Origin of the sequence: Denitromonas ohlonensis, from assembly GCF_007625205.1 — a bacterium.
Taxonomy (GTDB): domain Bacteria; phylum Pseudomonadota; class Gammaproteobacteria; order Burkholderiales; family Rhodocyclaceae; genus Nitrogeniibacter; species Nitrogeniibacter ohlonensis.
This window is the reverse complement of the sequence record NZ_VMNI01000031.1, coordinates 1-23,533: the sequence shown is the minus strand read 5'-3', so window position 1 is coordinate 23,533 and position 23,533 is coordinate 1. Positions and strand designations below refer to the sequence as shown.

Here is a 23,533-nt window from a genome sequence, read left to right as displayed (position 1 = left end):
GTGATTCGGGTCGAGGAAGTGGCCGTAGCCACGCACCATGTCGACCTTGCGGCCTTTGGCCATGCCGGCCAGACCGCCGGTGAGCTTCCCGACCACGCCTTCCTTGTGCTTGCGCAGGGCGTCGAGATCGACCGTGGGCTTGGCGAAGCTCACGCCCGCGCCACCCATGTGCTGTGCTTCATCCATCACCGCGGCCACGTGCAGCAGGGCTTTGGAGGGGATGCAGCCGACGTTGAGGCAGACGCCGCCGAAGGTGGCGTAGCGCTCGACGATGACGGTTTTGAGGCCGAGGTCGGCGGCGCGGAAGGCGGCAGAGTAACCGCCCGGGCCGGCGCCGAGGACGAGCATGTCGACCTCGATGTCGGCACCCCCGGCATGGCTGCCGGCGGTCGGTGCGGCCACGGCGGCCTGCGCCGGTGCGGCGGCAGCTGCCGGGGCGGCACTGGCGGCGGCGCCAGCCGCGGCGACCTTGATCAGCACCGAGCCTTCGGAGACCTTGCTGCCGAGCTCGACCAGGACTTCCTTGACCACGCCTGCGGCGGTGGAGGGGACGTCCATGGTGGCTTTGTCGGACTCGAGCATGGCGATCGCGTCATCGACGGCGATGGTGTCGCCAACTTTGACGTAGAGCTCGATCACCGGCACGGCATCGAAATCGCCGATGTCGGGCACTTTGACTTCGACCACGCCACCACCGGCAGCGGCCGGCGCGGCGGCCGGTGCGGCTGCGGGGGCCGGGGATGCGGCTGCCGCCGGAGCGGCTGCGGCACCAGCGCCGGCGGCGTCGACAACGATCAGCACGCTGCCTTCGGCCACACGGTCGCCGAGGGCGATTTTGACTTCCTTGATCACACCGGCGACCTCGGACGGGACGTCCATGGTGGCTTTGTCGGACTCGAGCGTGACGATGGGGTCATCGACGGCGATGGTGTCGCCGACCTTGACGTAAAGCTCGATCACCGGCACATCGGCGTAATCGCCGATATCGGGGACTTTGACTTCAACTTGGCTCATGTCACGGCCTCCTTAGAGCATGACCCGACGGAAGTCGGACAGCAGTTGGGCGAGGTAGACGTTGAAGCGGGTGGCCAGCGCGCCGTCGATCACGCGGTGATCTGCGGTCAGCGACATCGGCAGGGTCAGGCGCGGCACGAACTGCTTGCCGTCCCACACCGGCTTCATGACGGACTTGTTGACACCGAGGATGGCCACTTCAGGCGCATTGACGATCGGCGCGAAGTAGGTGCCACCGATGCCGCCCAGCGACGAGATGGTGAAGCAGGCGCCGGACATGTCTGCCGGCGCGATCTTGCCATCACGCGCTTTCTTGGCCAGCGCACCGGATTCGGCCGCGATCTCGAACACGCTCTTCTGGTCGGCGTTCTTGATCACCGGCACCACCAGCCCGTTGGGCGTGTCGGCGGCGAAGGCGATGTTGAAGTACTTCTTGTAGACCAGATTGTCGCCGTCGAGCGAGGTGTTGAACTCGGGGAACTCCTGCAGGGCGCGCACCGAGGCCTTGATGATAAAGGCGAGCATGGTGAGCTTCTTGCCGGACTTCTCGTTTTCCTTGTTCATTGCCACGCGGAAAGCTTCGAGGTCAGTGATGTCGGCGTCTTCGTGATAGGTCACGGCCGGGATCATCACCCAGTTACGGGCGAGGTTCTGGCCAGAGATCTTCTTGATGCGCGACAGCGGCTTGGTTTCGATCTCGCCAAACTTGGCGAAGTCGACTTTCGGCCACGGCAGCAGATCCAGACCACCGCCGAGGCTTGCGCCGGCGCTGGCTGAGGCTGCCTTGCCCGGCACATTGCCGGACTGCATCGCGCCCTTCACGAAGGCGGTGACGTCTGCTTGGGTGATGCGGTTTTTCGGGCCGGTGGCTTTCACCTGGCCCAGATCGACGCCCAGTTCGCGCGCAAAGGCACGCACTGACGGGCTGGCGTGCACCTTGCCACCGAGCTTGACGGCCGACGGTGCGGCTGCAGCCGCGGGGGCTGCGGCGGCCACCGGTGCCGGCGCAGCGGCAGCGGCAGCGGCAGGCGCCGGTGCGGCAGCTGCCGGAGCCGGTGCGCTGGCGGCCGGGGCGGGTGCGGCGGCAGCAGCGCCTGCAGCGGCGAGCTTGATCAGCACGGAGCCTTCGGACACGGTGCTGCCGACCTCGACCAGGACTTCCTTGACCACGCCAGCGGCGGTGGAGGGGACGTCCATGGTGGCCTTGTCGGATTCGAGCATGGCGATCGCGTCATCGACGGCGATGGTGTCGCCGACTTTGACGTAGAGCTCGATGACCGGAACCGAGTCGTAGTCGCCGATGTCCGGCACTTTGACTTCGACCACGCCACCACCGGCAGCCGCCGGAGCGGCCGCGGGGGCCGCTGCGGCCGGTGCCGCGGCGGGGGCTGCAGCGGGTGCAGGTGCGGCAGCCGCAGCCGGGGCGGCAGCGGCGCCAGCGCCGGCGGCCTCGACCACGATCAGCACGCTGCCTTCGGCCACGCGGTCGCCCAGGGCGACCTTGAGCTCCTTGATGACGCCGGCGACCTCGGACGGAACGTCCATGGTGGCCTTGTCGGATTCGAGCGTGACGATGGGATCATCGACGGCGATGGTGTCGCCGACCTTGACGTACAGCTCGATCACCGGCACATCGTCGTAATCGCCGATGTCCGGCACTTTGACTTCAATGAGTTGGCTCATGTTTGCAGTCTCCTCAGCGTTCAGACGGACATGGGGTTGGGCTTGGACGGGTCGAGCTTGTACTTGACCAGTGCGGCGGCAACCTTCTCGCGTTCGATCTTGCCTTCATCGGCCAGGGCCTTGAGGGCAGCCAGGGTGACCCAGTGGCGATCCACTTCAAAGAAGTGACGCAGCTTCTCGCGGGTGTCGGAGCGGCCGAAACCGTCGGTGCCCAGCGTGACATAGCTGCCCTTGACGAAGGGACGGATCTGCTCGGCGAACATGCGCATGTAGTCGGTGGCAGCGACCACCGGGCCTTCGGCACCGGCGAGTTGCTGTTCGACGTGCGACAGGCGCGGCGTCTCCATCGGATGCAGCAGGTTCCAGCGCTCGGCGTCCTGACCATCGCGGACCAGTTCGTTGAAGCTCGGGCAACCCCAGATGTCGGCCTCGACACCCCAGTCGGCCTTGAGCAGGTCGGCGGCGGCGATGACTTCGCGGAAGATTGTGCCCGAACCCAGCAGCTGAACGCGCGGGCCCTTGCTCTTGCCACCTTTCTTGAACGAATACATGCCCTTGAGAATGTCGGCTTCGGAACCGGCCGGCATCTCGGGATGCTCGTAGTTTTCGTTCATCACGGTGATGTAGTAGTAGATGTCTTCCTGGTCGGCAAACATCCGGCGCATGCCGTCCTGCACGATCACCGCCAGTTCGTACTGGAAGGTCGGGTCGTAGCTGATGCAGTTGGGGATCAGGTTGGCCAGGATCAGGCTGTGGCCATCTTCGTGCTGCAGGCCTTCACCGTTGAGCGTGGTGCGACCGGCGGTGCCGCCGATCAGGAAGCCGCGCGAACGCTGGTCGGCAGCCGCCCAGCACAGGTCCATGGTGCGCTGCAGGCCAAACATCGAGTAGCAGATGTAGAAGGGCACCATCTGCACGCCATGCACCGAGTAAGCGGTGGCGGCGGCGATCCAGTCGGCCATCGAGCCGGCTTCGTTGATGCCTTCCTGCAGGACCTGACCGGTGACCGATTCTTTGTAGAACATCAGCTGGTCGTGGTCTTCCGGCACGTACTTCTGGCCTTGCTGGTTCCAGATGCCGTACTGGCGGAACATGCCTTCCATACCGAAGGTACGCGACTCGTCCGGCACGATCGGCACGATGTTCTTGCCGATCTGCTTGTCCTTGAGCAGCGTGTTCATGATGCGGACCATGACCATGGTGGTCGACAGTTCGCGGCCTTCACCGGAGGCCTTGAGCAGGGCGGCGAAGTTCTCCAGCGGCGGCACGGCCAGCGCCTCGGCCTTGGTGCGACGGCTGGGCAGGAAGCCGCCGAGTTCCATGCGGCGTTCGCGCATGTATTTGTACTCGGGCGAATCCTCGGCAAATTTCAGGTAGGGCAGGTCGGCGACCTTGTCGTCACCCACCGGCAGACCGAAGCGATCGCGGAAACGCTTGATCGATTCGACATCCAGCTTCTTGGTGTTGTGCGCGATGTTCATCGCTTCGCCGGACTGGCCCAGACCGAAACCCTTGATGGTCTTGGCGAGGATCAGGGTCGGCGCACCTTTGTGATTCACGGCCGCGTTGTAGGCCGCGAAGATCTTGAACAGGTCGTGACCACCGCGGTTCAGTTGCCATACGTCGTCGTCGGTCCAGTCGGCGACCAGCGCACGCAACTCGGGCGTGTTGAAGAAGTGCTCGCGCACATAGGCGCCGTCCTTGGCCTTGAAGGTCTGGTACTCGCCGTCGCACAGTTCCATCATGCGCTTCTTGAGAATGCCTTTCTTGTCGCGCTCGAACAGGGCGTCCCAGTGGGTGCCCCAGACCAGTTTGATGACGTTCCAGCCCGAACCGCGGAACTCACCTTCGAGTTCCTGAATGATCTTGCCGTTACCGCGCACTGGGCCATCGAGGCGCTGCAGGTTGCAGTTGATGACGAAGATCAGGTTGTCGAGCTTCTCGCGACCGGCCATGCCGATGGCGCCGAGGGACTCGACTTCGTCGGTCTCGCCGTCGCCCAGGAAGGCCCAGACCTTGCGCTGTTCGGCTTTCTTGGCATCGATCAGGCCACGGCTGGCCATGTACTTCATGAAGCGTGCAGAGTAAATCGCGCACAAGGGGCCCAAGCCCATCGACACCGTCGGGAACTGCCAGAAGTCCGGCATCAGCCACGGGTGCGGGTAGGACGAAATGCCCGTGCCGTCGACTTCCTGGCGATAGCCATCAAGCTGCTTCTCGGTCAGGCGGCCGAGCATGAACGCGCGCGAGTAGACGCCCGGGACCGAGTGGCCTTGGAAGAAGATCAGGTCGCCGCCGGATTCATGGCCGACGGCCTTCCAGAAATGCGAAAAGCCCACGTCGTAGAGGGCTGCGGATGAGGCAAACGAGGAGATGTGGCCGCCAACGTTGGTGTCTTTGTTGGCACGCACGACCATCGCCATCGCGTTCCAGCGGATGTAGGAGTGGAGCTTGATCTCCATGTCCGGATCGCCGGGGTATTTGGGTTGCTGGCTGGCGGGGATGGTGTTGATGTACTGCGTGGTGGCGGAATAGGGAATGTCGATCCCTTCTTCGCGGCCTTCTTCAATCAGCTTTTCGATCAGAAAGTGTGCCCGCTGGGGGCCTTCGTTGGCGATGACACCGCCCAGGGCATCCAGCCATTCTTGCGTTTCTTGCGCATCCGGATCTGGTTGCACGGTGTTGTTATTTATTGCGCTCATGCTTCTCTCCTCTCCTCATGACGATTGTTGAAGTCAATCCGTCGCACGACACTGTACCGCGCGACGTCGACGAAAACACTCCTGGCCGCTCTCGACCTTTGCGTACTATAAAATCCAATTTCAGAATGTGCAATAAGGGATATCCGTAGCATGGGATGGAACCGGTGGCGGATGTCGGATTTTTGCGACAAATGCGCGCGCGCCGGCCCTGCCATGGCGGTGGCCGCGACAAGGCGATGTACGCGAAGGAGGTATCGGTATGACCAGGTTGATCAACAAGAAGACATCGCCGTGGCGCGCGCGCTTTCCGGTGTGGGCGGCGCTGGGCGGGCGATGGGGCATTGGGTATGGGGCGTACGTCGAGCGCTATGCCGATGTGGCGCGCACCGCGTGGTCCGGACAAAAGCAGGGGGCTGCGCCAGGGGGACGCAGGAAAGAAAAAGATCGGCCGGGGGTGAGGGAGGGAGGGAGAAACCCCCCGACCGATCGTGAAATTGGCTCTGGTGTGGAGCTCATTGGCCTGAAGCGCGCAGGCGGTCGCGGTCATACGCAAACACGACCTGTCCGTTCCGGACTTCGCCCATATACGGTATGGACGTGTCGTCGATCGCTTCGTGATCGGTTTTCGAGAACGGCCGATCGTAGGTCATAACGACACCTTCAACCCGTTCTTTAAGCCCTTCGAGGGCCTCGCGGATCTTTTCACCTTCGGTGTCGCCTGCCTGACGAATCGCTGCTGCAAGCACAAGCATCGAATCATACCCTTGTGCGGCGGCAGGGGGAACAGGAATCCGTTCGCTGCCGTATGTTTCTCGATACCGCGTCAGAAAGGCACTGCGCCGAGCGGCGGTGTCTTCTGCAATGTAGGTTTGCGGCATGCGCGCGCCTTCGGCATTCGGCCCCGCTTCGTCGATGAAATTGGACATGCCGAGCGTCCAGCTTCCGATGAGCGGCACCCGCCAGTCGAGCACCGACATGGCGTTGGCGATATGCGCCAGTTCGGGGCCGATGCCGTAGGTCAGGATGGCCTGAACACCGGCGGCGCGCGCCCGGCGAAGGTGCGAGGTCATGTCTACGTCGCGCAGATTGAAGCGCTCGATCACGGCCGGGCCGAGCCCGCGGATGGCCAGCGAGTGCACCAGATCGAGTTTGCCGAGCTGGCCGTAGTTGGTGGCATCGTGGAAAATCGCGATTTTGGTGAAGCCGCGCCGATCCACTGCCTCTTCCACAATCATCTCCGCTTGCACGCGGTCATTCGCCGAGACCCGGAAAACGTAGTTGTCGGGATAGCGGGGCGGTTGAAACTGCTTGGTGATGAAGGTGCCGGTGGCCACGCTGGTGATGACGGGCACCCGGGCTTGCTGATAGATTTGCTGGGTGGCGAGGGCGACACCGGTATTGACAATGCCAAGGCCCGCAACCACTTTGTCTTTTTCGATCAGCTCTTGAATGACCTGCGCGCCGCGTTCGTTGCGTGCCTCGTCGTCGCGCTCAATGAGCATGATCGGTCGGCCAATGACGCCGCCGCTGGCGTTGAGCTCCTGAGCCGCCAGACGAATGCCGTCGCGCATGGACAAGCCCATGGGGGCCGACCCACCCGTGAAGGGGCCTGTCACGCCGATCCGGATCGGCTCAGCGCTCCACGCTGGCCAAACCAGTAGCGAGCACAGCAATGCAGCGAGGCATGCGCGCAAGTTGGGGTCTCCTCCCGTTTTTTGACGACTGTAAGACCCGGCTCATGCGATGTGACATTGGCGAAAACCCCTAGAGTTGCCCGGACAAGTATGCCGTCTGTATTGTTTTTGCCGTCAATGCCACGGGTGTGACCATAAACGGGCTGATCAACAAGACGGATAAATAAGCGGCCGCCCTAGGGAATCACCCGATGTCGCCGGAGGCGGGGGGCGGTGACAATGCCGATCAATCGCTTGCGTTGATTTCGTTCGCGAACCCCGTTTATTTTTGGCCGGAGGCCATGGCAAAACCCACAGCTGCGCGCGCTCAGGCCCGCACCGAGCTTTACTGGACCGTCCCCTACGTTGCGGTGGTGGTGTTTGCGGTCGCCATGTTGGTGCTGGTGTGGGTGCTGCAACGGCAGGAGACCGAGATCCAGCGCAATGCGATTGCGCGGGACGTGCAATGGGCCGAGCAGACCATGCGCCTGCACATGCAGGGCACGGAAGAGTTCCTGACCCAGATGGCGCGCGATCTGGCCGCCGGCTCGCTCGATCTGGACAACTTCCAGCTGCGCGCCAATCAGCACATTGCCAACAATCCGCAGCTGATCAACCTTGTCTGGGTCGAGCCGGGCGAGGTGGTGCGCTGGAGCGCGCCCTTCGATACGACCGATTGGCTGGCCGGCGATGTGCTCACCAGCACCCAGACCGTGGCGTTTTTTCGCGCACGCGAGATCGGGCGGCCGGCCTATGGCGACCCCTATGTGAATCCCCGCGGTGAGGCGGTACTTGAACTCTATATTCCGGTGCGCCACGGCCGGCGGTTCATGGGCTCGATGGTGGCGGTGTATTCCATCGACCGGATCGTTCGCCATCTGGTGCCGTCCTGGTTCTCCGAAAAATACCGGCTGGCGCTGATCGGGCCACGCGGCGATACCCTGGCGGTCAATTCGTCGGTGCAGGCGCTCGACGAGTCGGTGGCTTACGCGATTGCGCTTGATCCGCCGGCCAACGGTTTGATGCTGCGCGCCACCGCGTTCCGCACCGTCGGCGCGATTCCGCGTGCGCTGCCAACCATCATGATCATCGGGCTGTCGGTGCTGATGCTGTGGAGCCTGTGGTTGCTGCGCAGCCATATGCGGCGCCGGGTGCGTGTCGAAAAAGAGCGCGATCGCCTGTTCAACCTGTCGCTCGATATTCTCAGCATCCTCAGCGCCGACGGCACTTTCCGTCGCTGCAATCCGGCGTTTGAACGCCTGCTGGGCTATCCCGTGGTGCAGATGCCCGGGCGTCCGCTGCTCGATTTTGTTCACGACGATGACATCGTTGCGACCATCGAGCAGTTGCGCCTGCTGGCCAACGGTCAGCCGGTGAGCTTCGAGAACCGGGTGCGCTGTGCTGATGGCCGCTACAAGTGGTTGGTCTGGAGCATCAACCCGGTGCTCGACGAAAAGCTGTTCTACGCGGTGGCCCACGACATCACCGGACGCAAGGCGACCGAAGAGGCGCTGCGGGCCGAGTCGGCGTTCCGGCGCGCCATGGAAGAGTCGGTCGTCACCGGCCTGCGCGCCATCGACCTGTCGGGTCGCATCATTTACGCCAACCCGGCCTTTTGCCGGATGGTGGGCTTGTCGTCCGATGAGCTGGTGGGCGCGATGCCGCCTTTTCCCTATTGGCCCGAGGAAGACATTCCGCGCTGCCAGCACAATCTGGATATCACACTGGCGGGGCAGGCGCCGTCCTCGGGTTTTGAAATGAAAGTGCTGCGCAAGAGCGGCGAGCGGCTCGATGCGCGTTTTTACCTTTCGCCGCTGATCGACGGCAGTGGCAAGCAGACCGGCTGGATGGCCTCGGTCACCGACATCACCGAGCCCAAGCGCGTTCGGGCGGCACTCGAAGCGGCGCACAAGCGCTTCGAGGCGGTGCTCGACGGGCTCGATTCCGCGGTGTTCGTGGCCGATGCGCGCAACGACGAAATCCTCTACGCCAACCGTGCCTTCATGGCGCTGCACGGTTTCGACGTGGTCGGTCGTCGCGCCCGTGCGGTGACCCAGCCGCAGCCCGAGCTGGGCGACTACCGGGTCGACCCGCGCAAGCTGCAGCCGGCCGATGTGCCGATGGAGTTGTTCGACGACGAGCTGCGCAACCCGTTGTCCGGCCACTGGTACCACGTGCGTGAGCAGGCCACGCGTTGGGTGGATGGGCGGGTGGTGCGCATGGGCATCGCCACCGACATCACCGACCGGCGTCAGATGGAAGAGATGAGTCGCCAGCAGGAAGAGCGGCTGCAGCGTACCGCGCGCCTGGTGACCATGGGCGAGATGGCCTCCACCCTGGCGCATGAACTCAACCAGCCGCTGGCGGCGATTTCCAACTACGCAATGGGCTGCGTCAAGCGCATGGAGTCCGGCGACTACCGTCAGGACGAGGTGCTGGCCGCCATGCAAAAAGCCAGCTTCCAGGCCGAGCGCGCCGGCAAGATCATTCGCCGGATTCGCGATTTCGTGCGCAAGAGCGAGCCGCGTCGTACGGCCGTACCGCTGGACGAAGTGGTGGACGATGCGCTCGGTTTTGCCGAGATCGATGCGCGCAAAGCCGCGGTGCGTGTGCGTCGCGAGATTGCGCCCAAGCTGCCGCCCGTTTACGCTGACCGGATCATGATCGAGCAGGTGCTGCTCAACCTGGTCAAGAACGGGATGGACGCGATGGGTGACACGCCTGACGACTGTCGGGTGTTGACGCTGTCGGCGCGCGTCGTGCGCGAGGGGCTGGTCGAGGTGTCGGTGGCCGATCGCGGCCACGGTATTCGCGACGAAGACGCCGAACGCTTGTTTACCCCGTTCTTTACCACCAAGTCCGAAGGCATGGGCATGGGCCTGAATATTTGTCGCTCGATCATCGAATTTCATGACGGGCGCCTGTGGACCGAACCCAATCCCGAAGGCGGCACCGTTTTTCGATTTACGCTGCCCGTGGAGATTGCCGGTGAACGGAACGCCCGAAGCGCCTGAACAGATCATCTACATCATTGACGACGACGAAGCCCTGCGCGATTCGCTGGTGTGGTTGCTGGAGTCGAACCGCTATCGCGTCGCCCAGTTCGCCTCGGCCGAAGCCTTTCTTGCGGCCTATCACGCCGACATGGCCGGCTGCATCGTGCTCGATGTGCGCATGCCCGGCATGAGCGGGCTGGAACTCTACGAATGCCTGCGCGAGCGCCACGCCACCTTGCCGGTGGTGTTCATCACTGGCCATGGCGATGTGCCCATGGCGGTGTCGGTGCTCAAGAAGGGCGCGGTCGATTTCATCGAAAAGCCTTTCAGCGATCGCGACATGCTCAAACTCATAGAGCAATGCCTGGCCACCGAGCGCGAAAGCCGCAGTCGCGTGCGTCAGGACGCCGTGGTGGCCCGTCGTCTCGACTTGCTCACCCAGCGCGAGATGGAAGTGCTCGAACTGATCATTGCCGGTCGGCTCAACAAGCAGATTGCTGACGATCTTGGCATCAGCATCAAAACCGTCGAGGTGCACCGCGCCCGCGTGATGGAGAAAATGGAGGCCAACTCGCTGGCCGAGCTGGTGCAATCCGTCATGACCTGCGAGGCGGCCCGAGGGCGCTTTGTCGACTGATCCATTGGCGCGACCTTCGCTGCGTGCGTCGCGTTTGATTCAAATCAACTGTAATTCGTTGACCGATCGGTAAATTAATCCCCGGCCGTTAATGTTGACGGCGCGCATCGCACGTCGATGCAGGGCGGTCGGTGCGTTGCCAGGGCTTGGTGCGCGTCGCTCGCGGGTCCCGGAGGCAGCGTCCATGGCAGCAGTGCAACCCGCGCCGGCACATAGCCGGCAATTTCTTTCTGGCAACGAAGCGGTCGCACGGGCCGCCTGGGACGCTGGCGTGCGTGTCGCCGCGGCCTATCCGGGCACGCCCTCCACCGAAATTCTCGAAGTCCTCGCACGCTTCCCCGACCTCTACACCGAATGGTCGGTGAATGAAAAGGTCTCGCTCGAAGTCGCGCTGGGCGCTTCGATGGTGGGCGCGCGGGCGCTGTGTGCGATGAAGCATGTCGGCCTGAACGTCGCCTCCGATGCCTTGATGACGCTGACCGTCACTGGCGTGGAAGGCGGCCTGGTGATCATCGTCGCCGACGATGTGGGCATGTCGTCCTCGCAAAACGAGCAGGACTCCCGTTTCTGGGGGCGATTCGCCCACGTGCCGGTGTTCGAGCCGGCCGACTCGCAAGAAGCCTACACGCTCACCCGCGCCGCGTTTGCCGTGTCGGAGCAGTTCCGCACCGCGGTGATCGTGCGCCTGACCACGCGTGTCTGCCATGTCAAAGGCGCAGTCACGGCGGGCGAGCGCGAGGTGATTGAGCCTGTCGGGTTCGAGAAAGACCCGCCGCGCTGGGTGATGGTGCCCGGCCATGCCAAGCCGCGCCTGCCGCTGATGTTCGATCGCGAAGCCGCCTTGCGCGAGGCCGCCGAAACCTCTGAATTCAATGTGCTGGCGCCGGGCAAGGACATGCGCGTGGGCTTCGTGACCTCGGGCCCGGCCGGCATGCATGTGCTCGAAGCCTTTCCCGATGCGCCGGTGCTGCGCCTCGGCTTTTCGTATCCGCCGCCGCTGGAACGCATCCGCGCGCTGGCCGCGCAGGTCGAGCGTCTGGTGGTGGTCGAAGAAACCGAACCGTTGCTCGAAACCGAACTCAAGGCGGTCGGCATCGATTGTCACGGCAAGGACATCCTGCCCCGGCTCGGCGAGTTGCCGCCCAACATTCTCACCCCAGCCATCGACCGCCTGCTGCGCGGCGAAGCGCCGGTCGAAATCGACCGGCCGGCGCCCCAGCCGGTCTTCCCGCGCCCGCCCACGCTGTGCGTGGCCTGCCCGCACCTGGGCGTCTATTACACGCTCTCGCAACTGCGCAACGTGATCATCTCCGGCGACATCGGTTGTTACACGCTGGGCGCGGGCCACCCCTGGAATGCGCTGGATACCTGTATTTCGATGGGGGCCTCGATGGGCATGGCGCTTGGCATGGACAAGGGGCGGGGGGCGAAGGACGCGAACAAGAAGATCGTTGCGGTCATTGGCGACTCGACCTTCATGCACATGGGCATGCAAGGCCTGCTCGACATCACCTACAACCGCGGCAACGTCACCATCTTGTTGCTCGACAACCGCACCGTCGGCATGACCGGCGGCCAGGACAACCCGGCCACCGGCCGTGACATCCATGGCATGGAGGCGCCGCGGGTGGATCTGGCGCAACTGTGCGAGGCGCTGGGCGTGCGTCGCGAACGCATCCGCAAGCTCGACCCCTACGAATTGCCGACGCTGTTCAAGGCGCTGCGCGAAGAGACCAAGATTGAAGAGCCCTCGGTGATCATCACCGATCGCCCCTGTGTGCTGATCGGCGAGTACAAGCCCACGCAGGCATACAAGGTCATCGACGACAGTTGCACCGGCTGCGGCAACTGCCTCGATGTGGGCTGCCCGGCCATCCATGTAACGCGTCGCGGGCAGGAAACCAAACCCTCCGGCAAGGTCGTCGATCTGGCCTTTGTGCGCATCGACACCGCCGCCTGCACCGGCTGCGGCCTGTGTGTGCAGCCCTGTGCGCCCGAGGCCATTCAGCATGCGCAAACGGTCCAGCCCTTGTCCTTCATGCGTCAGCCCGGGAGCCCGGCATGAGTCAGTCGATTACCAATATTCTGGTCTGCGGCATTGGCGGCCAGGGCGTCATGACCGCGACAGAGATCCTCGCCGAGGCCGCGCTGTCGCTGGGTTTCGATGTCAAGAAAACCGAAGTGGCCGGCATGAGCCAGCGCGGCGGGGTGGTGACCTCGCACCTGCGCTTCGGGTCTCGCGTGTTGTCGCCGCAGATCGCGCCAGGCGATGCCGATCTGCTGGTTGGCTTTGAAGCCGCCGAGACCTTGCGCTGGGTGCACATGCTGCGCCCCGGCGCCGAGGTGCTGACCAATATCGGGCGTATCGTCCCGCCCGTGGTCAACAGTGGGCGCTACGACTACCCGGATGATCCGGTCGCGCAAATGATGGCGCTGGGCCTCACGGTGCATGCCTTCGACGCCACCGCCATCGCGCTAGAACTCGGTGAAATCCGGCTCGGCAACACCGTCATGCTCGGCGCCATGGCCGCTCAGCTGCCGTTTCCGGACGATGTACTGGAGCAGGCCGTGCTGGCCCGTTTCGCCCGGCGCAAGCCGCAGTTGCTTGAATTGAATCGTGAAGCCTTCGCGCGGGGGCGTGCCGCGGTCGCCGTGGCGGCAGCACCGGCGGGATAGGCGTCAGCCGGAATGTCGCCGTGTGGCTTCGCACAAGCCCCTGATCCTGCGATAGAATCACCGGTTTTTCCCGAGGGCAGTTTCGATGTCTGCACGCATTCTCGACGGCAACGCCCTGTCTGCCGATGTTCGCGCCCAGCTCGCTGAAAGCGTCCAGCAAATCAAGGCGCGCGGCGTGACGCCTTGCCTGGTCGTCATTCTGGTGGGCGACAACCCCGCCTCGGCGGTGTATGTGCGCAACAAGGTGGCCGGTTGCGAAAAGGCGGGTATGCGCTCCTTGCGCTTTGACTACCCCGCCGACACCGACCCCAAGCTCGTGCTCGACAAGATCGCCGAGCTCAACGCCGACGACACCGTGCACGGCATCCTGGTGCAGCTGCCCCTGCCGCCGCAGTTCGAAGAAAAGGAAGTGCTCGAGGCCATCTCGGTCGACAAGGACGTGGACGGCTTTCATGCCGAGAACGTCGGCCGTCTGTCGCAAGGTCAGCGCGCCTTCTTCCCCTGCACGCCGCATGGCGTGATGAAACTGCTGGCCGCCGGCGATATCGACGTGTCGGGTGCCGACGCCGTGGTCATTGGCCGCTCAAACATTGTTGGCAAGCCGATGGCCATGCTGCTGACCCAGGCCGGCGCCACGGTGACCGTCTGTCACTCCAAGACCCGCGATCTGACCGCGCACACGCGCCGGGCTGACATTCTCATCGTGGCCATTGGCCGTCCGATGTTCATCACCGGCGACATGGTCAAGCCGGGTGCGGCGGTGATCGATGTCGGCATGAACCGCATCCCCGCCGGGCTGCCCAACGAAGGCAAGCTGTGTGGCGATGTCGATTTCGCGTCCGTCAAGGATGTGGCCGGCGCCATCACCCCGGTGCCGGGTGGCGTCGGGCCGATGACCATCACCATGTTGCTGGCCAACACCCTCGAGTCGGCGCAGCGCGCCGCCGAGCGCAAGGGAGTCTGAACAATGAGCGAAGACGTCAAGATCGGCATCATCATGGGCTCCAATTCCGACTGGCCGACCATGCAGGCCGCCGCGCGGATTCTCGACGATTTCGGCGTGCCCTACGAGGCGCGCGTGGTGTCGGCGCATCGCACCCCCGATCTGATGTTCGAATACGCCGAAGCGGCGCGTGGTCGTGGGCTCAAGGCGATCATCGCCGGCGCCGGCGGCGCGGCGCACCTGCCGGGCATGGTGGCGGCCAAGACCACCTTGCCGGTGCTCGGCGTGCCGGTGCAGTCGCGCGCGCTGTCGGGGCAGGATTCGCTGCTGTCGATCGTGCAGATGCCCAAAGGGATTCCCGTCGCCACGTTTGCAATCGGCGAGGCCGGTGCCGCCAATGCCGCGCTGTTTGCCGTGTCGCTGATGGCCAATGACGATGCGGCGCTGGCTGACAAGCTCGCCGCCTTCCGTCAGAAGCAGACCGATACCGTTCTGGCCATGGCCTTGTCGCCGGTCGAGCAGGGCTGACGCCGCGCATGAGCACGATCGACGCGATCCTCCCGCCCGCCACGCTGGGCATGCTCGGTGGCGGTCAGCTCGGCCGCTTCTTTGTTCATGCCGCCCACGAAATGGGCTACCAGGTGTGGGTGCTCGACCCCGACGCGAACAGTCCGGCGGGCCGTGCGTCGGACCGCCACATCCTGGCCGAGTACGAAGACTTCGCCGCGCTCGATCTGATGGCCGAAACCTGTGCTGCCGTCACCACTGAATTCGAAAACGTGCCTGCCGGCACGCTGGACTACCTCGCCAAGTTCATCCCGGTGCGCCCCGGTGCCGCGGCCGTGTCGGTGTGCCAGAACCGCATCGTCGAGAAGACTTTTCTGGCCGACAACGGCCTGCCGCACGGCGCATTTCGTGCGCTGCGCAGCGTCGATGACCTCAACGATCTGCCCGACGATCTGTTTCCCGCCATTCTCAAGGTCGCCCGCTTTGGCTATGACGGCAAAGGGCAGGTGACAGTGCACGACGCGGCGCAGGCGCTGCACGCCTTCAACGAGTTTGGCGGCGAAGCCTGTGTGCTCGAAAAGCGGCTGGCGCTGGATTGCGAAGTCTCGGTTGTGCTGGCGCGCGAAGCTTCGGGTGCGGTGACGGTTTTTCCGGTGGCCGAGAACCAGCACCGACATGGCATTCTCGACGTGTCCATCACGCCGGCACGTGTCGACGCGACGCTCGCCTCGCAGGCGCGCCAGTTCGCCGAACGCATCGCCACGCGGCTCGGTTACGTCGGCACACTGGCGGTCGAGTTCTTCGTGAGCGATGGCGCCTTATATGTCAACGAGATGGCGCCGCGCCCGCACAACAGTGGCCACGCCACCATCGACGCCAACATCACCGATCAGTACATGCAGCAAGTACGCGCCCTGTGCGGCTTGCCGCTGGGCCTGCCGCGCGCCCACAGCGCCGCCGTGATGGTCAATCTGCTCGGTGACCTGTGGTATCGCACCGGCGACGAACGCGCCCACGAGCCAGACTGGTCGGTGCTGCACGCCGTGCCCAATCTGCGCCTGCATCTGTACGGCAAGCACCACGCTCGCGCCGGTCGCAAGATGGGCCACTTCACGGTGGTCGATACCGACGTCGAGGCCGCGCTGGTCGCTGCCCTGGCGGCTCGCGCAGCGATCGGCATCACGGATGACTGAGCTGTCCCGCGCGCTGCGCGACGCGGTTGCCGCCTTGCGCGCCGGCCAGTTGGTCGGCCTGCCGACCGAAACGGTCTACGGCTTGGCCGCCGACGCCCGCAATCCGCAGGCGGTGGCGCGTATCTTCGCCGCCAAGGGCCGGCCGGCCAATCATCCGCTGATCGTTCATCTGGCCTCGGCCGAGCAACTTGACGACTGGGCGCGCGAGATTCCCGACGCCGCCCGCCAACTGGCCGCCGCCTTCTGGCCCGGCCCGCTTACCCTGATCCTCAAGCGCCAGCCCGATGTGCCCGATGCCGTCACCGGCGGCCAGGACACCGTCGGCCTGCGCGTGCCGGCCCACCCGGTGGCTCATGCACTCCTGGCGGCGTTTGGCGGCGGCCTCGCCGCGCCCTCGGCCAACCGCTTCGGTCGCATCAGCCCGACCACTGCCGACCATGTGCGCGAAGAACTCGGCAATGCCGTCGCCGTGGTGGTCGACGGTGGTGAATGCGAGGTCGGCATCGAATCGACCATTGTCGACCTCTCGCGTGGCGTGCCCGTCATGCTGCGCCCGGGTCGGGTCTCCATCGACGACATGCGTCGCGTGCTCGGCGCACCGGTGCTCACGCCCGACGCCGCCGACACCACCGCACCACGCGCCTCCGGCACGCTGGCCTCGCACTATGCGCCCGCCACACCGGTGCGCCTGCTCGACGTGCCCGCCCTGTACGCTACCGTTGTGGCCGCCGCGCAATCGGGCCAACGCATCGGTGTGCTGTCACGCACCTTGACCGACGCCGCCCCGGCGAACGGTTCGGTCTGGCTGCAACTGCCCAGCGACCCCGCCGGCTATGCGCGCCGTCTCTATGGCGATCTGCGTCGACTCGACCAGTGCGGCGCGACCCTGCTGCTGATCGAAGCGCCACCCACGAGCCCCGAATGGCAAGCCGTCAACGACCGCCTCAAGCGCGCTGCAGCCGATCGGCCCGCCGAGGGCGAGGGGCTTCCCAAGCCCTGAGGGCGGGACTATAATTTTTCGCTCAAGCGTGGGGGGGTAGCTCAGCTGGGAGAGCGCCGCGTTCGCAATGCGGAGGTCGGGAGTTCGATCCTCCTCCTCTCCACCACAAAACACCTGAAAATCAAACGGGTTGGCAAAGGCCAGCCCGTTTTTTTTGTGCCTCACCTTTGCCTGTGCGAGCCCGCTTGCGCAAAGCGGACGCAAGATAATCCGCTCGGGCGTCCTGAACAGACCCGCTCGTCAAAAGGCGCGGGCGCTCAAAAACTGCCGGTAGTGGTTGATCACTCACACCGTGTCTACACCCTGGACGGCGGAAGCGCCGGGCCATGGCGTTGACTGGGGCCGCTCACGTTCGGCATCAAACGATGGCCTTCAAGAAACCCCGCCGGCGGTGGCCACTGCCGACCACCACGTCATCGGGTCTGTGCGAAAATCTGCGCAAGCGGATGAATCCGAAGTTTGGCCGGGCCGCTTGGGCTCACGAAGAACGTCGAACCCGCATCTGCTGATAGACCTCGCACCCGAAGACAAAACGCCGTCAAGTCACACATGTGTGCAACGGTATCGCATGCCGGCCATTCACTTCTTCTTTGTCGTTTGCCTTCCCGCCTATGACCATGAGCAAGACGAAAAAGACCGCGATCACTCTTCTCGTACTGTTTGTGGTCGTGTGCAGTTGGTATCGGCCGATCACCCAACTGGCTGCGGAGAGCGTTGATGCCGGCTTGCAACGCTCGCTGATCAGCTTCGCATCGGCGCGAGCGCTCAACGGCGTGATTTCCGTGCTGCAAGGCACCGAGGTCGCCGTGCACCCGATGGGCTTCGGCGTGTCGCTCTCGATTGGCGAAATTCTTGACCCGATCAACGACCTGGTCGAATCGCTTTCATCGGTCATGCTGATGGCCAGTGTCGCCTTCGGCATTCAGAAGCTGCTGCTCACGATAGGATCGAACTGGACGGTTTCGGCGCTCGTCACAGCCGTCGCGCTGCTATGGTGTTTGCTGTTCGTACGGCGAAGCGCACCGCCCTGGTTGGGCAGCCTCATGCTGGCGCTCTTGTTTGTACGATTTGTGATGCCGGCGACGATGATCGGGAGCGCCTATGTGTTCGAACAGTTCGCCGCCGACGAGTACCAACAAAGCCAGGCCGCGCTGGACAGTACATCGACCAAGCTAAAGGCATTCTCTCTGGATGAGGTTGGCGGCGACGGGAAAATAACCGCTCCGGCGGGCGGCTCACCGCCGCCGGCTGCAGACCCCGAGGCGAAAGCCACGGGTCTTTTCGACCGACTGGGCGACACGATGGCCGCGATGGGGAAAAGCGCAACCGACACCCTGTCGAGCTTCAAGGCCCCGACAGACAGAATGAAGAAGAAGTATGACGATTTGAAAGCCGCGGCAGAAAGCGCGGCAGAGCGAATGATTCGCCTGATCGTTGTCTTCCTGATGCAGACCGTCGTCGTCCCGCTGTTACTGCTATGGGGGTTGTATCGACTGACCGTGGGCCGACCGCCAAGGAGCGCGCCGACGCCGATCTGAGTGCAGGCGGCCCCTGGAAAACCACCACACCTCGAAAGCGCACCATCGGCCCGCCGCCGCGATTCGTCAGCCAATCAATCAATCGCCACGGCGGTGCGTTCCTCGTTCCGACAACGGCTCAGAATCAGGCGCCGTTCTTGATCGTGGCTGAAAGCCGCCAGTCAGACGAATCAAAACAACGACGTCAGCATGCCGACCCGCTGCGGTCGCGAGACCGAGCCGAAATTCGAGCGCCTTCGGCTAATAACTTGTCGTTGGTGATCGGGCGGCAGAAATTCGGCCTGAGTGGTCGTTCATTCACAAGCGTCTACCGGGAAAAAATCGGCTAAGAGCTGCCACTCCAGTCGTTAGACCGAGCGGCTGCTTCAGACTGGAGGGGGTTACTCCCCGCAGTGGAGCAAACGTCAGCTGTCTGGCCATCACCGGACGTTCAACGAGGGGGGCGCCAGCGACAATTCGCGCTTCTAATCAGCTCTATCAACGATACCAATAGGAAGTGGCCTGATCAGAAAGCCGCTCTCAGGAACAGGCCGGAGTCTTCATTCATTCGCGACCGCGGATGTAGGCTGCGGAGAAGGCCGCCCGTGTATTCGAATCGAAAGTGAGACCCATCATGAGACGCTCGCCGATGGTCGAACTCGGAGTGACGCGCTCCTCGGCCATCTTCTTATCCAAAGCGCCGGCTTCTTGCGCTATTTGGGCAAGCGCGAGGCCGAAAGCCTTCGGCTCCAGCGCGCCGTACGCCGCCTCGACCACGCCGAAGTAGACATTCCAAAGCCGGCGGGCCGCTTGGAGGGGCAGTTTTTCAGCCGCCACGACATACACAGCGATGTGAGCAGCGAGCTGCAGCGCGGGAAGTGGCATGTCAGCTCGCACCGTTGCGTGGTCGATCCAAACTGCGACAAAGGCGCCGATGGCAACGTCAGGCACGGCGGGGTCCTGCACCAGCAATCGGACGACGGCTCCGACGTGATTGACGGCGCCCATAAAGTCCGTGTGCGGCCCCCACATACCTCGGGCCAGCGACATGAAGGGTGCAATGCTGCGAAGCGTCGTAGCGGCCTCCAAGACGCGGCGCGCAAGGCGGACCGCTTCCGGAATGAGAGCCAGCTGATGCCTCAGTTGGATTTGTATACCGACGTGCCAGTCGCAGAGTTGTGCGAGTTTGGTCGCCACCTCTTCCGTGCTCAGCAGACCGGTCTCCTCCAACCCGCAGAGCAGGTCCAGAGTGCACATTCCGTCCGCGGCGAACTTGTCCTCCAAGATCCACATTCGCAGCATGGCATCGTCGGAGTAGACGACGTAGTCGCCAGTACGTGCAAGGCTCTGAAGTTCGCGCGACGCGCTCGGCAGGTGCAGTTCGTCCTCCGAGGGCACTCCGTGGGGCTGAAGAATCTGCGCGAGGCGCGGCCTGAGGCGATCTTGCACATCAATGCACCGCTGCCGGTGGATGCTTCCAGAGAACGGCTGAGACATTCTCGTCAGCTCGCCTAAAGTCGCTTGGGAGATTGCAACCTTGGGGAAGAAGTCGAAAACCTTGTCGAGCAATTCGAGGTCCTTGAGCACGAACAGAGTAAGCAGATCGAACAGGGGCATCCTTGAACGGAAGGACTCGGCGCGTTGCTGTTCCCACTGCTCGCCGATCATGTTCAGGTGGAGCTTCTTCTCGCCGGCCGCCGACCGCTTTGCCAGCTCCCAGAGATGCGCCACGTCCTGCACATTCCCAAGCGCGAAGCGCGGACGCCACGCGAAAGGTAATGGCAACTCGCCGCTTTGGAGCTGAGCTTCGAGTCGCGCTCGTTGTTGCTCGCGCTCTTCAGACATTCCAATGGCGGACATCATCGAGCGCAGCATCTCCTTCGCGCCAGCCTCGGCCGGGAGCTCCACTCGGCGAAGAATCTTCGACTGGGGGAACCGTTCGAAGAAGCCGTTGGCGCGCGTATGGAGCTCATCCTTGCGCGCATCGCTCAGCACCGCCGTCTCGAAGCTTGTGGCGGCGATGGCCATGCAAAGAAACACCCCCTCTTCCACCTCGTCGTCGCTGGATGCGAGCGCGCCCATGCGAAATGCAAGGTCGACGAGCCGGGGGCTGGTGGGGTTCACATGCTGCTCAAGGTTGAACAGCATTCGCACGCACTCGATGCGTCGATCCTTCGATTGCGCCCGCGCCAAGATCAACTCAGCTGCTGCTTTGGCCTTCTCTGTGAACCCCCAGCGAACCATGATAGTCACGTAGGTGTTCAATGCAACCCCGTCCTCAATGCCACCTTCGAGCATGCTCTCCAGGATGGTCCTCGCCTCGTCGGACCGGCCCAACTGGTCGAGCGCTAGCGCTTGGAATGCCCTGATCCGACCCGTGACCTCAAACTCTTGGCAGGATTCCTCGCACAAGGCGAGCAGATCGCTCCACCGCCTCAGGGTGGCCAAAGCGACCCCGATCCTCACGGCGACCATCGGGGACAGGCGAATCGTCGAGCGCACGCGTGTCGCCACGGCCAGAAACTGCTCAGCTTGCGTCTCGGAGCCGGGGTCCAGCTCTCGGAACAGGAGCAACGTGGTCGGTTTGGGGTGCCCAAGCAGTTCGTCCTCGCGGGCAAGATCAGTCAGCGCCTCGCCGCTCTGCAGCTGGTTTCTGCGCTGCGCGAGCAAGTAGTCCAAGGTCGCCGAATGCGCCCGGTCTTCCACATCTCCAGAACGCAAGATATCGCGCCAAGCCTCGACCAGAGAATCCCTGGCCGTAACGTCCGCCGACAGGGCAGCCAGCACCAAGGCGGGGCCGAATAGCTGGTGCGACCGAGCGACAGTGTCGATATTTGCCACCATTAGCTCGACGCAATCGCGGTGCTTGCCGAGCTCGTGCAGAAACGTGACGCGGCGCAAAACCTTCATGTTGCCTTCGGGTAGCCGGCTGTTGGCTTCCAAGGCCGCCTGGAAGTCGCCGCACTGGGCCGCGAGGGTCTCTGCTGCCGACTGGAGTTCGGCTTGCTGCGGCCGCTGCCGAGCCGCGGCCAATACCCGGGTGAGAATCTGCTCCTGCTTGCCGAGCATGCTCGCGGTCGCGATCCAGAGGTCGATCACGAATTCGGCATTCGACACCCATCTAATCTCCTCTAAGGCAGAAACGGCTTCTTCGATGTCAGCCCATGCTTCGCGCAGCGCGGCCGCGTCGAGCCCGATGGGGCCCGAAGGAGGAAGGATCTCATCCTCCAACACCCCTTCGCTCGATGCCTCGACGCGCGCGCTCCTCAACGCGATGGTGAACCGCGCTCGTGCCCGCAAGATCAGAAACAACAGCCTTGTCGACTCCCGTTTCTCATCCAAGGTGATGCCGTCGATGCATGCTTGCAGCGCCTGTTCGGGATTCGAGAACATGGTTTCGACCACGGCCCGCGCAGCGAGGCTCTCAGCGCCTTCGAAAGTGTCAAGAAGCGCGATGGCTTCGGCGTGCTTGCGGCTAGCGGCGAGGAGGCGGGCCTTGACGCCGAGCAGCGCTGGGTCTGCGTCCGCGGGCAGCGCGTCCAACACGTCCGAATAATCTTCGCCGTGGTCGACTCTGAACCGCCTGCGCATCTCGCTCTCGGCCCAGGCCGCCCAGTATTTGGCCTGCGGTTGCGTCTCGGCGGCGCTATTGAATGCGTGGGTCGCATCATTGTCATCGCCTCGGACGAGGTGAAGCCGGCCTTTCAGGTACCAGTATTCCGCTTTCTCCATCGCCGACGCAGGCTCCAAACGCTCTGAAGCCTGCTGGAGCAGGTCCGCACACTTCTCCACGCTGCCTCTGGCGACTGCGAACTTCGCTTCGGTGAGCAGCCAGGCCAAGCTGCCGCGCGGAGGGTTGATCCAAACGTCGGCGGCGGGCTCCGCTAGTGCTTGGGCAAAGACAATGCTGCGGGTGGCTATGTTTCTGGTGATCGACTCCACCATGGCGACTCGATCCTCTGAATCGAGCGACGGGTCCATCCCGGCTACGCTGGTATCCAACGCATGCCCAACTCGAGAAAGACGATGCCGCTTACGGACCTCGTCGACCAGATCCGTCGTGCGATTTAAGACGTTGGCCGTCGGCACGCGAATCGCGGCCTCCTTCTGTTCCAGGGGGATGGACGCGATTTGGATACGCTCAAGCTCCTCGCGAATCCATACGTAGTGAAGCGGGCACTCGCGGGGATCCTCTGGATCGACGCTCAGGTCGCATAGAACCAGAAGGACCGGCTCGTCCGTGTTGTCGAAGTAGCGGAGCGTCGTGGTGGAGAGGCTGATGGAGAGGAAGCTTCCGTCTGCGCTGCGCTGCGGCGAGCGCGTGCCCTTGAGCTGGAGACGGAAAGGATGGACGACCTGCTGCTGCACGCTGATTTGTACTTGGAAATCAAAGCCGAAGTCGTTGACGCCGCCAAGCTCCGTGAGCTGCCAGCCCTTGGGCCGCTTTGCGCGCAGACAGTCGTAGGCGTCTTCTCCGATCTCTTGCGAGTCGCCAGTCTGTGGCAGTCCTTTCTCATGTGGCATGGGCGTTTTCGTTCCTAGTAAATCCAAAGAGGCACTCGACGATTAACTTGCTCGTACCCCGAATGGGCTTAGTTCAACCACCCCGCCAACAACGTGCGAAGTGCCGGATGCGTTCCGGCGAGACCGGCTCCGCCCAAGATCGCCGTGACCAGTACGATCCGAACGTCGCGCGACATCAACGCAAACAGGCGATGGCGATCGTTCTTGAAACACTCATAAGGACTGCACTCGCGCATGATTAAATCGCCGCTTTCTGGGTTTTGGCCTTCGCAACTCTACGTGGAGCTTCGGGCTTAGCCGAATCGGGTTCCGCAGCCACCTCCAAAGTGAATCGCCCCGGCTCCAGTAGACGCCCTACAGCCTGTTGAAATACTGCATTTCGAACTTTACCGGAGAAACGTCGCCTGCATATCCGTGACGTCGTTTCGGGTTGTAGAACATCTCGATGTAATTGAAGATATCCCGTCG

The 23,533-nt window shown here is 63.5% G+C and carries 15 protein-coding genes and 1 tRNA gene; 10 read left to right on the top strand and 6 right to left on the bottom strand.

Annotated elements, in window-relative coordinates; genetic code table 11:
- From FHP89_RS20350 to FHP89_RS20330, 4 genes are all read right to left on the bottom strand, one after another.
- Positions 1–1,014 (bottom strand): biotin/lipoyl-containing protein (locus FHP89_RS20350; RefSeq protein WP_222105465.1); only part of this gene is annotated, 1,014 nt, incomplete at its 3' end.
- Positions 1,015–1,026: 12 nt separating this feature from the next.
- Positions 1,027–2,697, bottom strand: a complete 1,671-nt coding sequence (gene aceF / locus FHP89_RS20340) for a dihydrolipoyllysine-residue acetyltransferase (RefSeq protein ID WP_144180179.1) — start codon at positions 2,695–2,697, stop codon at positions 1,027–1,029.
- A 20-nt stretch (positions 2,698–2,717) separates the two neighbouring features.
- Entirely contained in the window at positions 2,718–5,399 is a 2,682-nt protein-coding gene (gene aceE / locus FHP89_RS20335; RefSeq protein ID WP_144180176.1) for a pyruvate dehydrogenase (acetyl-transferring), homodimeric type, read from the bottom strand.
- Positions 5,400–5,911: 512 nt separating this feature from the next.
- Positions 5,912–7,072 carry an ABC transporter substrate-binding protein gene (locus tag FHP89_RS20330; protein WP_260851694.1) on the bottom strand — a complete coding sequence of 387 codons (1,161 nt, stop codon included), beginning with the start codon at positions 7,070–7,072 and terminating at the stop codon, positions 5,912–5,914.
- 302 nt (positions 7,073–7,374) lie between these two features.
- On the opposite strand from FHP89_RS20330, the gene FHP89_RS20325 reads away from it, so the two are divergent.
- From FHP89_RS20325 to FHP89_RS20280, 10 genes are all read left to right on the top strand, one after another.
- Positions 7,375–10,086: a PAS domain S-box protein gene (locus tag FHP89_RS20325; RefSeq protein ID WP_144180170.1), complete on the top strand. Its 2,712-nt coding sequence runs from the start codon at positions 7,375–7,377 to the stop codon at positions 10,084–10,086.
- Entirely contained in the window at positions 10,061–10,705 is a 645-nt protein-coding gene (locus FHP89_RS20320) for a response regulator transcription factor (RefSeq protein ID WP_144180167.1), read from the top strand. The genes FHP89_RS20325 and FHP89_RS20320 overlap by 26 nt, the downstream gene beginning before the upstream one ends.
- A 184-nt stretch (positions 10,706–10,889) precedes the next feature.
- Positions 10,890–12,770: a thiamine pyrophosphate-dependent enzyme gene (locus FHP89_RS20315; protein ID WP_144180164.1), complete on the top strand. Its 1,881-nt coding sequence runs from the start codon at positions 10,890–10,892 to the stop codon at positions 12,768–12,770.
- Positions 12,767–13,381: an indolepyruvate oxidoreductase subunit beta gene (locus FHP89_RS20310; protein WP_144180161.1), complete on the top strand. Its 615-nt coding sequence runs from the start codon at positions 12,767–12,769 to the stop codon at positions 13,379–13,381. The genes FHP89_RS20315 and FHP89_RS20310 overlap by 4 nt, the downstream gene beginning before the upstream one ends.
- 85 nt (positions 13,382–13,466) lie before the next feature.
- A complete protein-coding gene (folD, locus tag FHP89_RS20305; protein ID WP_144180158.1) occupies positions 13,467–14,345 on the top strand; it encodes a bifunctional methylenetetrahydrofolate dehydrogenase/methenyltetrahydrofolate cyclohydrolase FolD in 879 nt (292 codons plus the stop codon).
- Positions 14,346–14,348: 3 nt separating this feature from the next.
- The gene (purE, locus tag FHP89_RS20300; protein ID WP_144180155.1) at positions 14,349–14,852 is read left to right on the top strand and encodes a 5-(carboxyamino)imidazole ribonucleotide mutase; all 504 of its coding nucleotides are present in this window, start codon (positions 14,349–14,351) and stop codon (positions 14,850–14,852) included.
- Between the two features lie 8 nt (positions 14,853–14,860).
- On the top strand, positions 14,861–16,024 hold the full coding sequence (locus FHP89_RS20295; protein ID WP_144180152.1) for a 5-(carboxyamino)imidazole ribonucleotide synthase: 1,164 nt from the start codon (positions 14,861–14,863) through the stop codon (positions 16,022–16,024).
- Complete coding sequence (locus FHP89_RS20290; protein WP_144180149.1) at positions 16,017–17,024, top strand: L-threonylcarbamoyladenylate synthase; 1,008 nt, start codon at positions 16,017–16,019, stop codon at positions 17,022–17,024. Before FHP89_RS20295 ends, FHP89_RS20290 begins: the two co-directional genes overlap by 8 nt.
- Positions 17,025–17,054: 30 nt before the next feature.
- Positions 17,055–17,130: transfer RNA gene (locus tag FHP89_RS20285), tRNA-Ala, on the top strand.
- 511 nt (positions 17,131–17,641) lie between these two features.
- Complete coding sequence (locus FHP89_RS20280; RefSeq protein WP_144180147.1) at positions 17,642–18,562, top strand: hypothetical protein; 921 nt, start codon at positions 17,642–17,644, stop codon at positions 18,560–18,562.
- Between the two features lie 543 nt (positions 18,563–19,105).
- Here FHP89_RS20280 and FHP89_RS20275 read toward each other — a convergent pair.
- Both FHP89_RS20275 and FHP89_RS20270 read right to left on the bottom strand, forming a co-directional pair.
- Entirely contained in the window at positions 19,106–23,065 is a 3,960-nt protein-coding gene (locus FHP89_RS20275) for a DUF4365 domain-containing protein (protein ID WP_144180145.1), read from the bottom strand.
- Between the two features lie 354 nt (positions 23,066–23,419).
- Positions 23,420–23,533, bottom strand: a 114-nt coding sequence (locus FHP89_RS20270; protein ID WP_144180143.1) for an IS3 family transposase, incomplete at its 5' end; no start/stop codon positions are given.

Bases quoted from the DNA above. Each gene is read 5' to 3' on its own strand.
- FHP89_RS20275 (WP_144180145.1), bottom strand. From the start codon at position 23,065: ATGCCACATGAGAAAGGACTGCCACAGACTGGCGACTCGCAAGAGATC.
- FHP89_RS20295 (WP_144180152.1), top strand. From the start codon at position 14,861: ATGAGCACGATCGACGCGATCCTCCCGCCCGCCACGCTGGGCATGCTC.
- FHP89_RS20280 (WP_144180147.1), top strand. From the start codon at position 17,642: ATGAGCAAGACGAAAAAGACCGCGATCACTCTTCTCGTACTGTTTGTG.
- folD (WP_144180158.1), top strand. From the start codon at position 13,467: ATGTCTGCACGCATTCTCGACGGCAACGCCCTGTCTGCCGATGTTCGC.
- FHP89_RS20290 (WP_144180149.1), top strand. From the start codon at position 16,017: ATGACTGAGCTGTCCCGCGCGCTGCGCGACGCGGTTGCCGCCTTGCGC.
- FHP89_RS20315 (WP_144180164.1), top strand. From the start codon at position 10,890: ATGGCAGCAGTGCAACCCGCGCCGGCACATAGCCGGCAATTTCTTTCT.
- aceE (WP_144180176.1), bottom strand. From the start codon at position 5,399: ATGAGCGCAATAAATAACAACACCGTGCAACCAGATCCGGATGCGCAA.
- FHP89_RS20310 (WP_144180161.1), top strand. From the start codon at position 12,767: ATGAGTCAGTCGATTACCAATATTCTGGTCTGCGGCATTGGCGGCCAG.
- aceF (WP_144180179.1), bottom strand. From the start codon at position 2,697: ATGAGCCAACTCATTGAAGTCAAAGTGCCGGACATCGGCGATTACGAC.
- FHP89_RS20325 (WP_144180170.1), top strand. From the start codon at position 7,375: ATGGCAAAACCCACAGCTGCGCGCGCTCAGGCCCGCACCGAGCTTTAC.
- purE (WP_144180155.1), top strand. From the start codon at position 14,349: ATGAGCGAAGACGTCAAGATCGGCATCATCATGGGCTCCAATTCCGAC.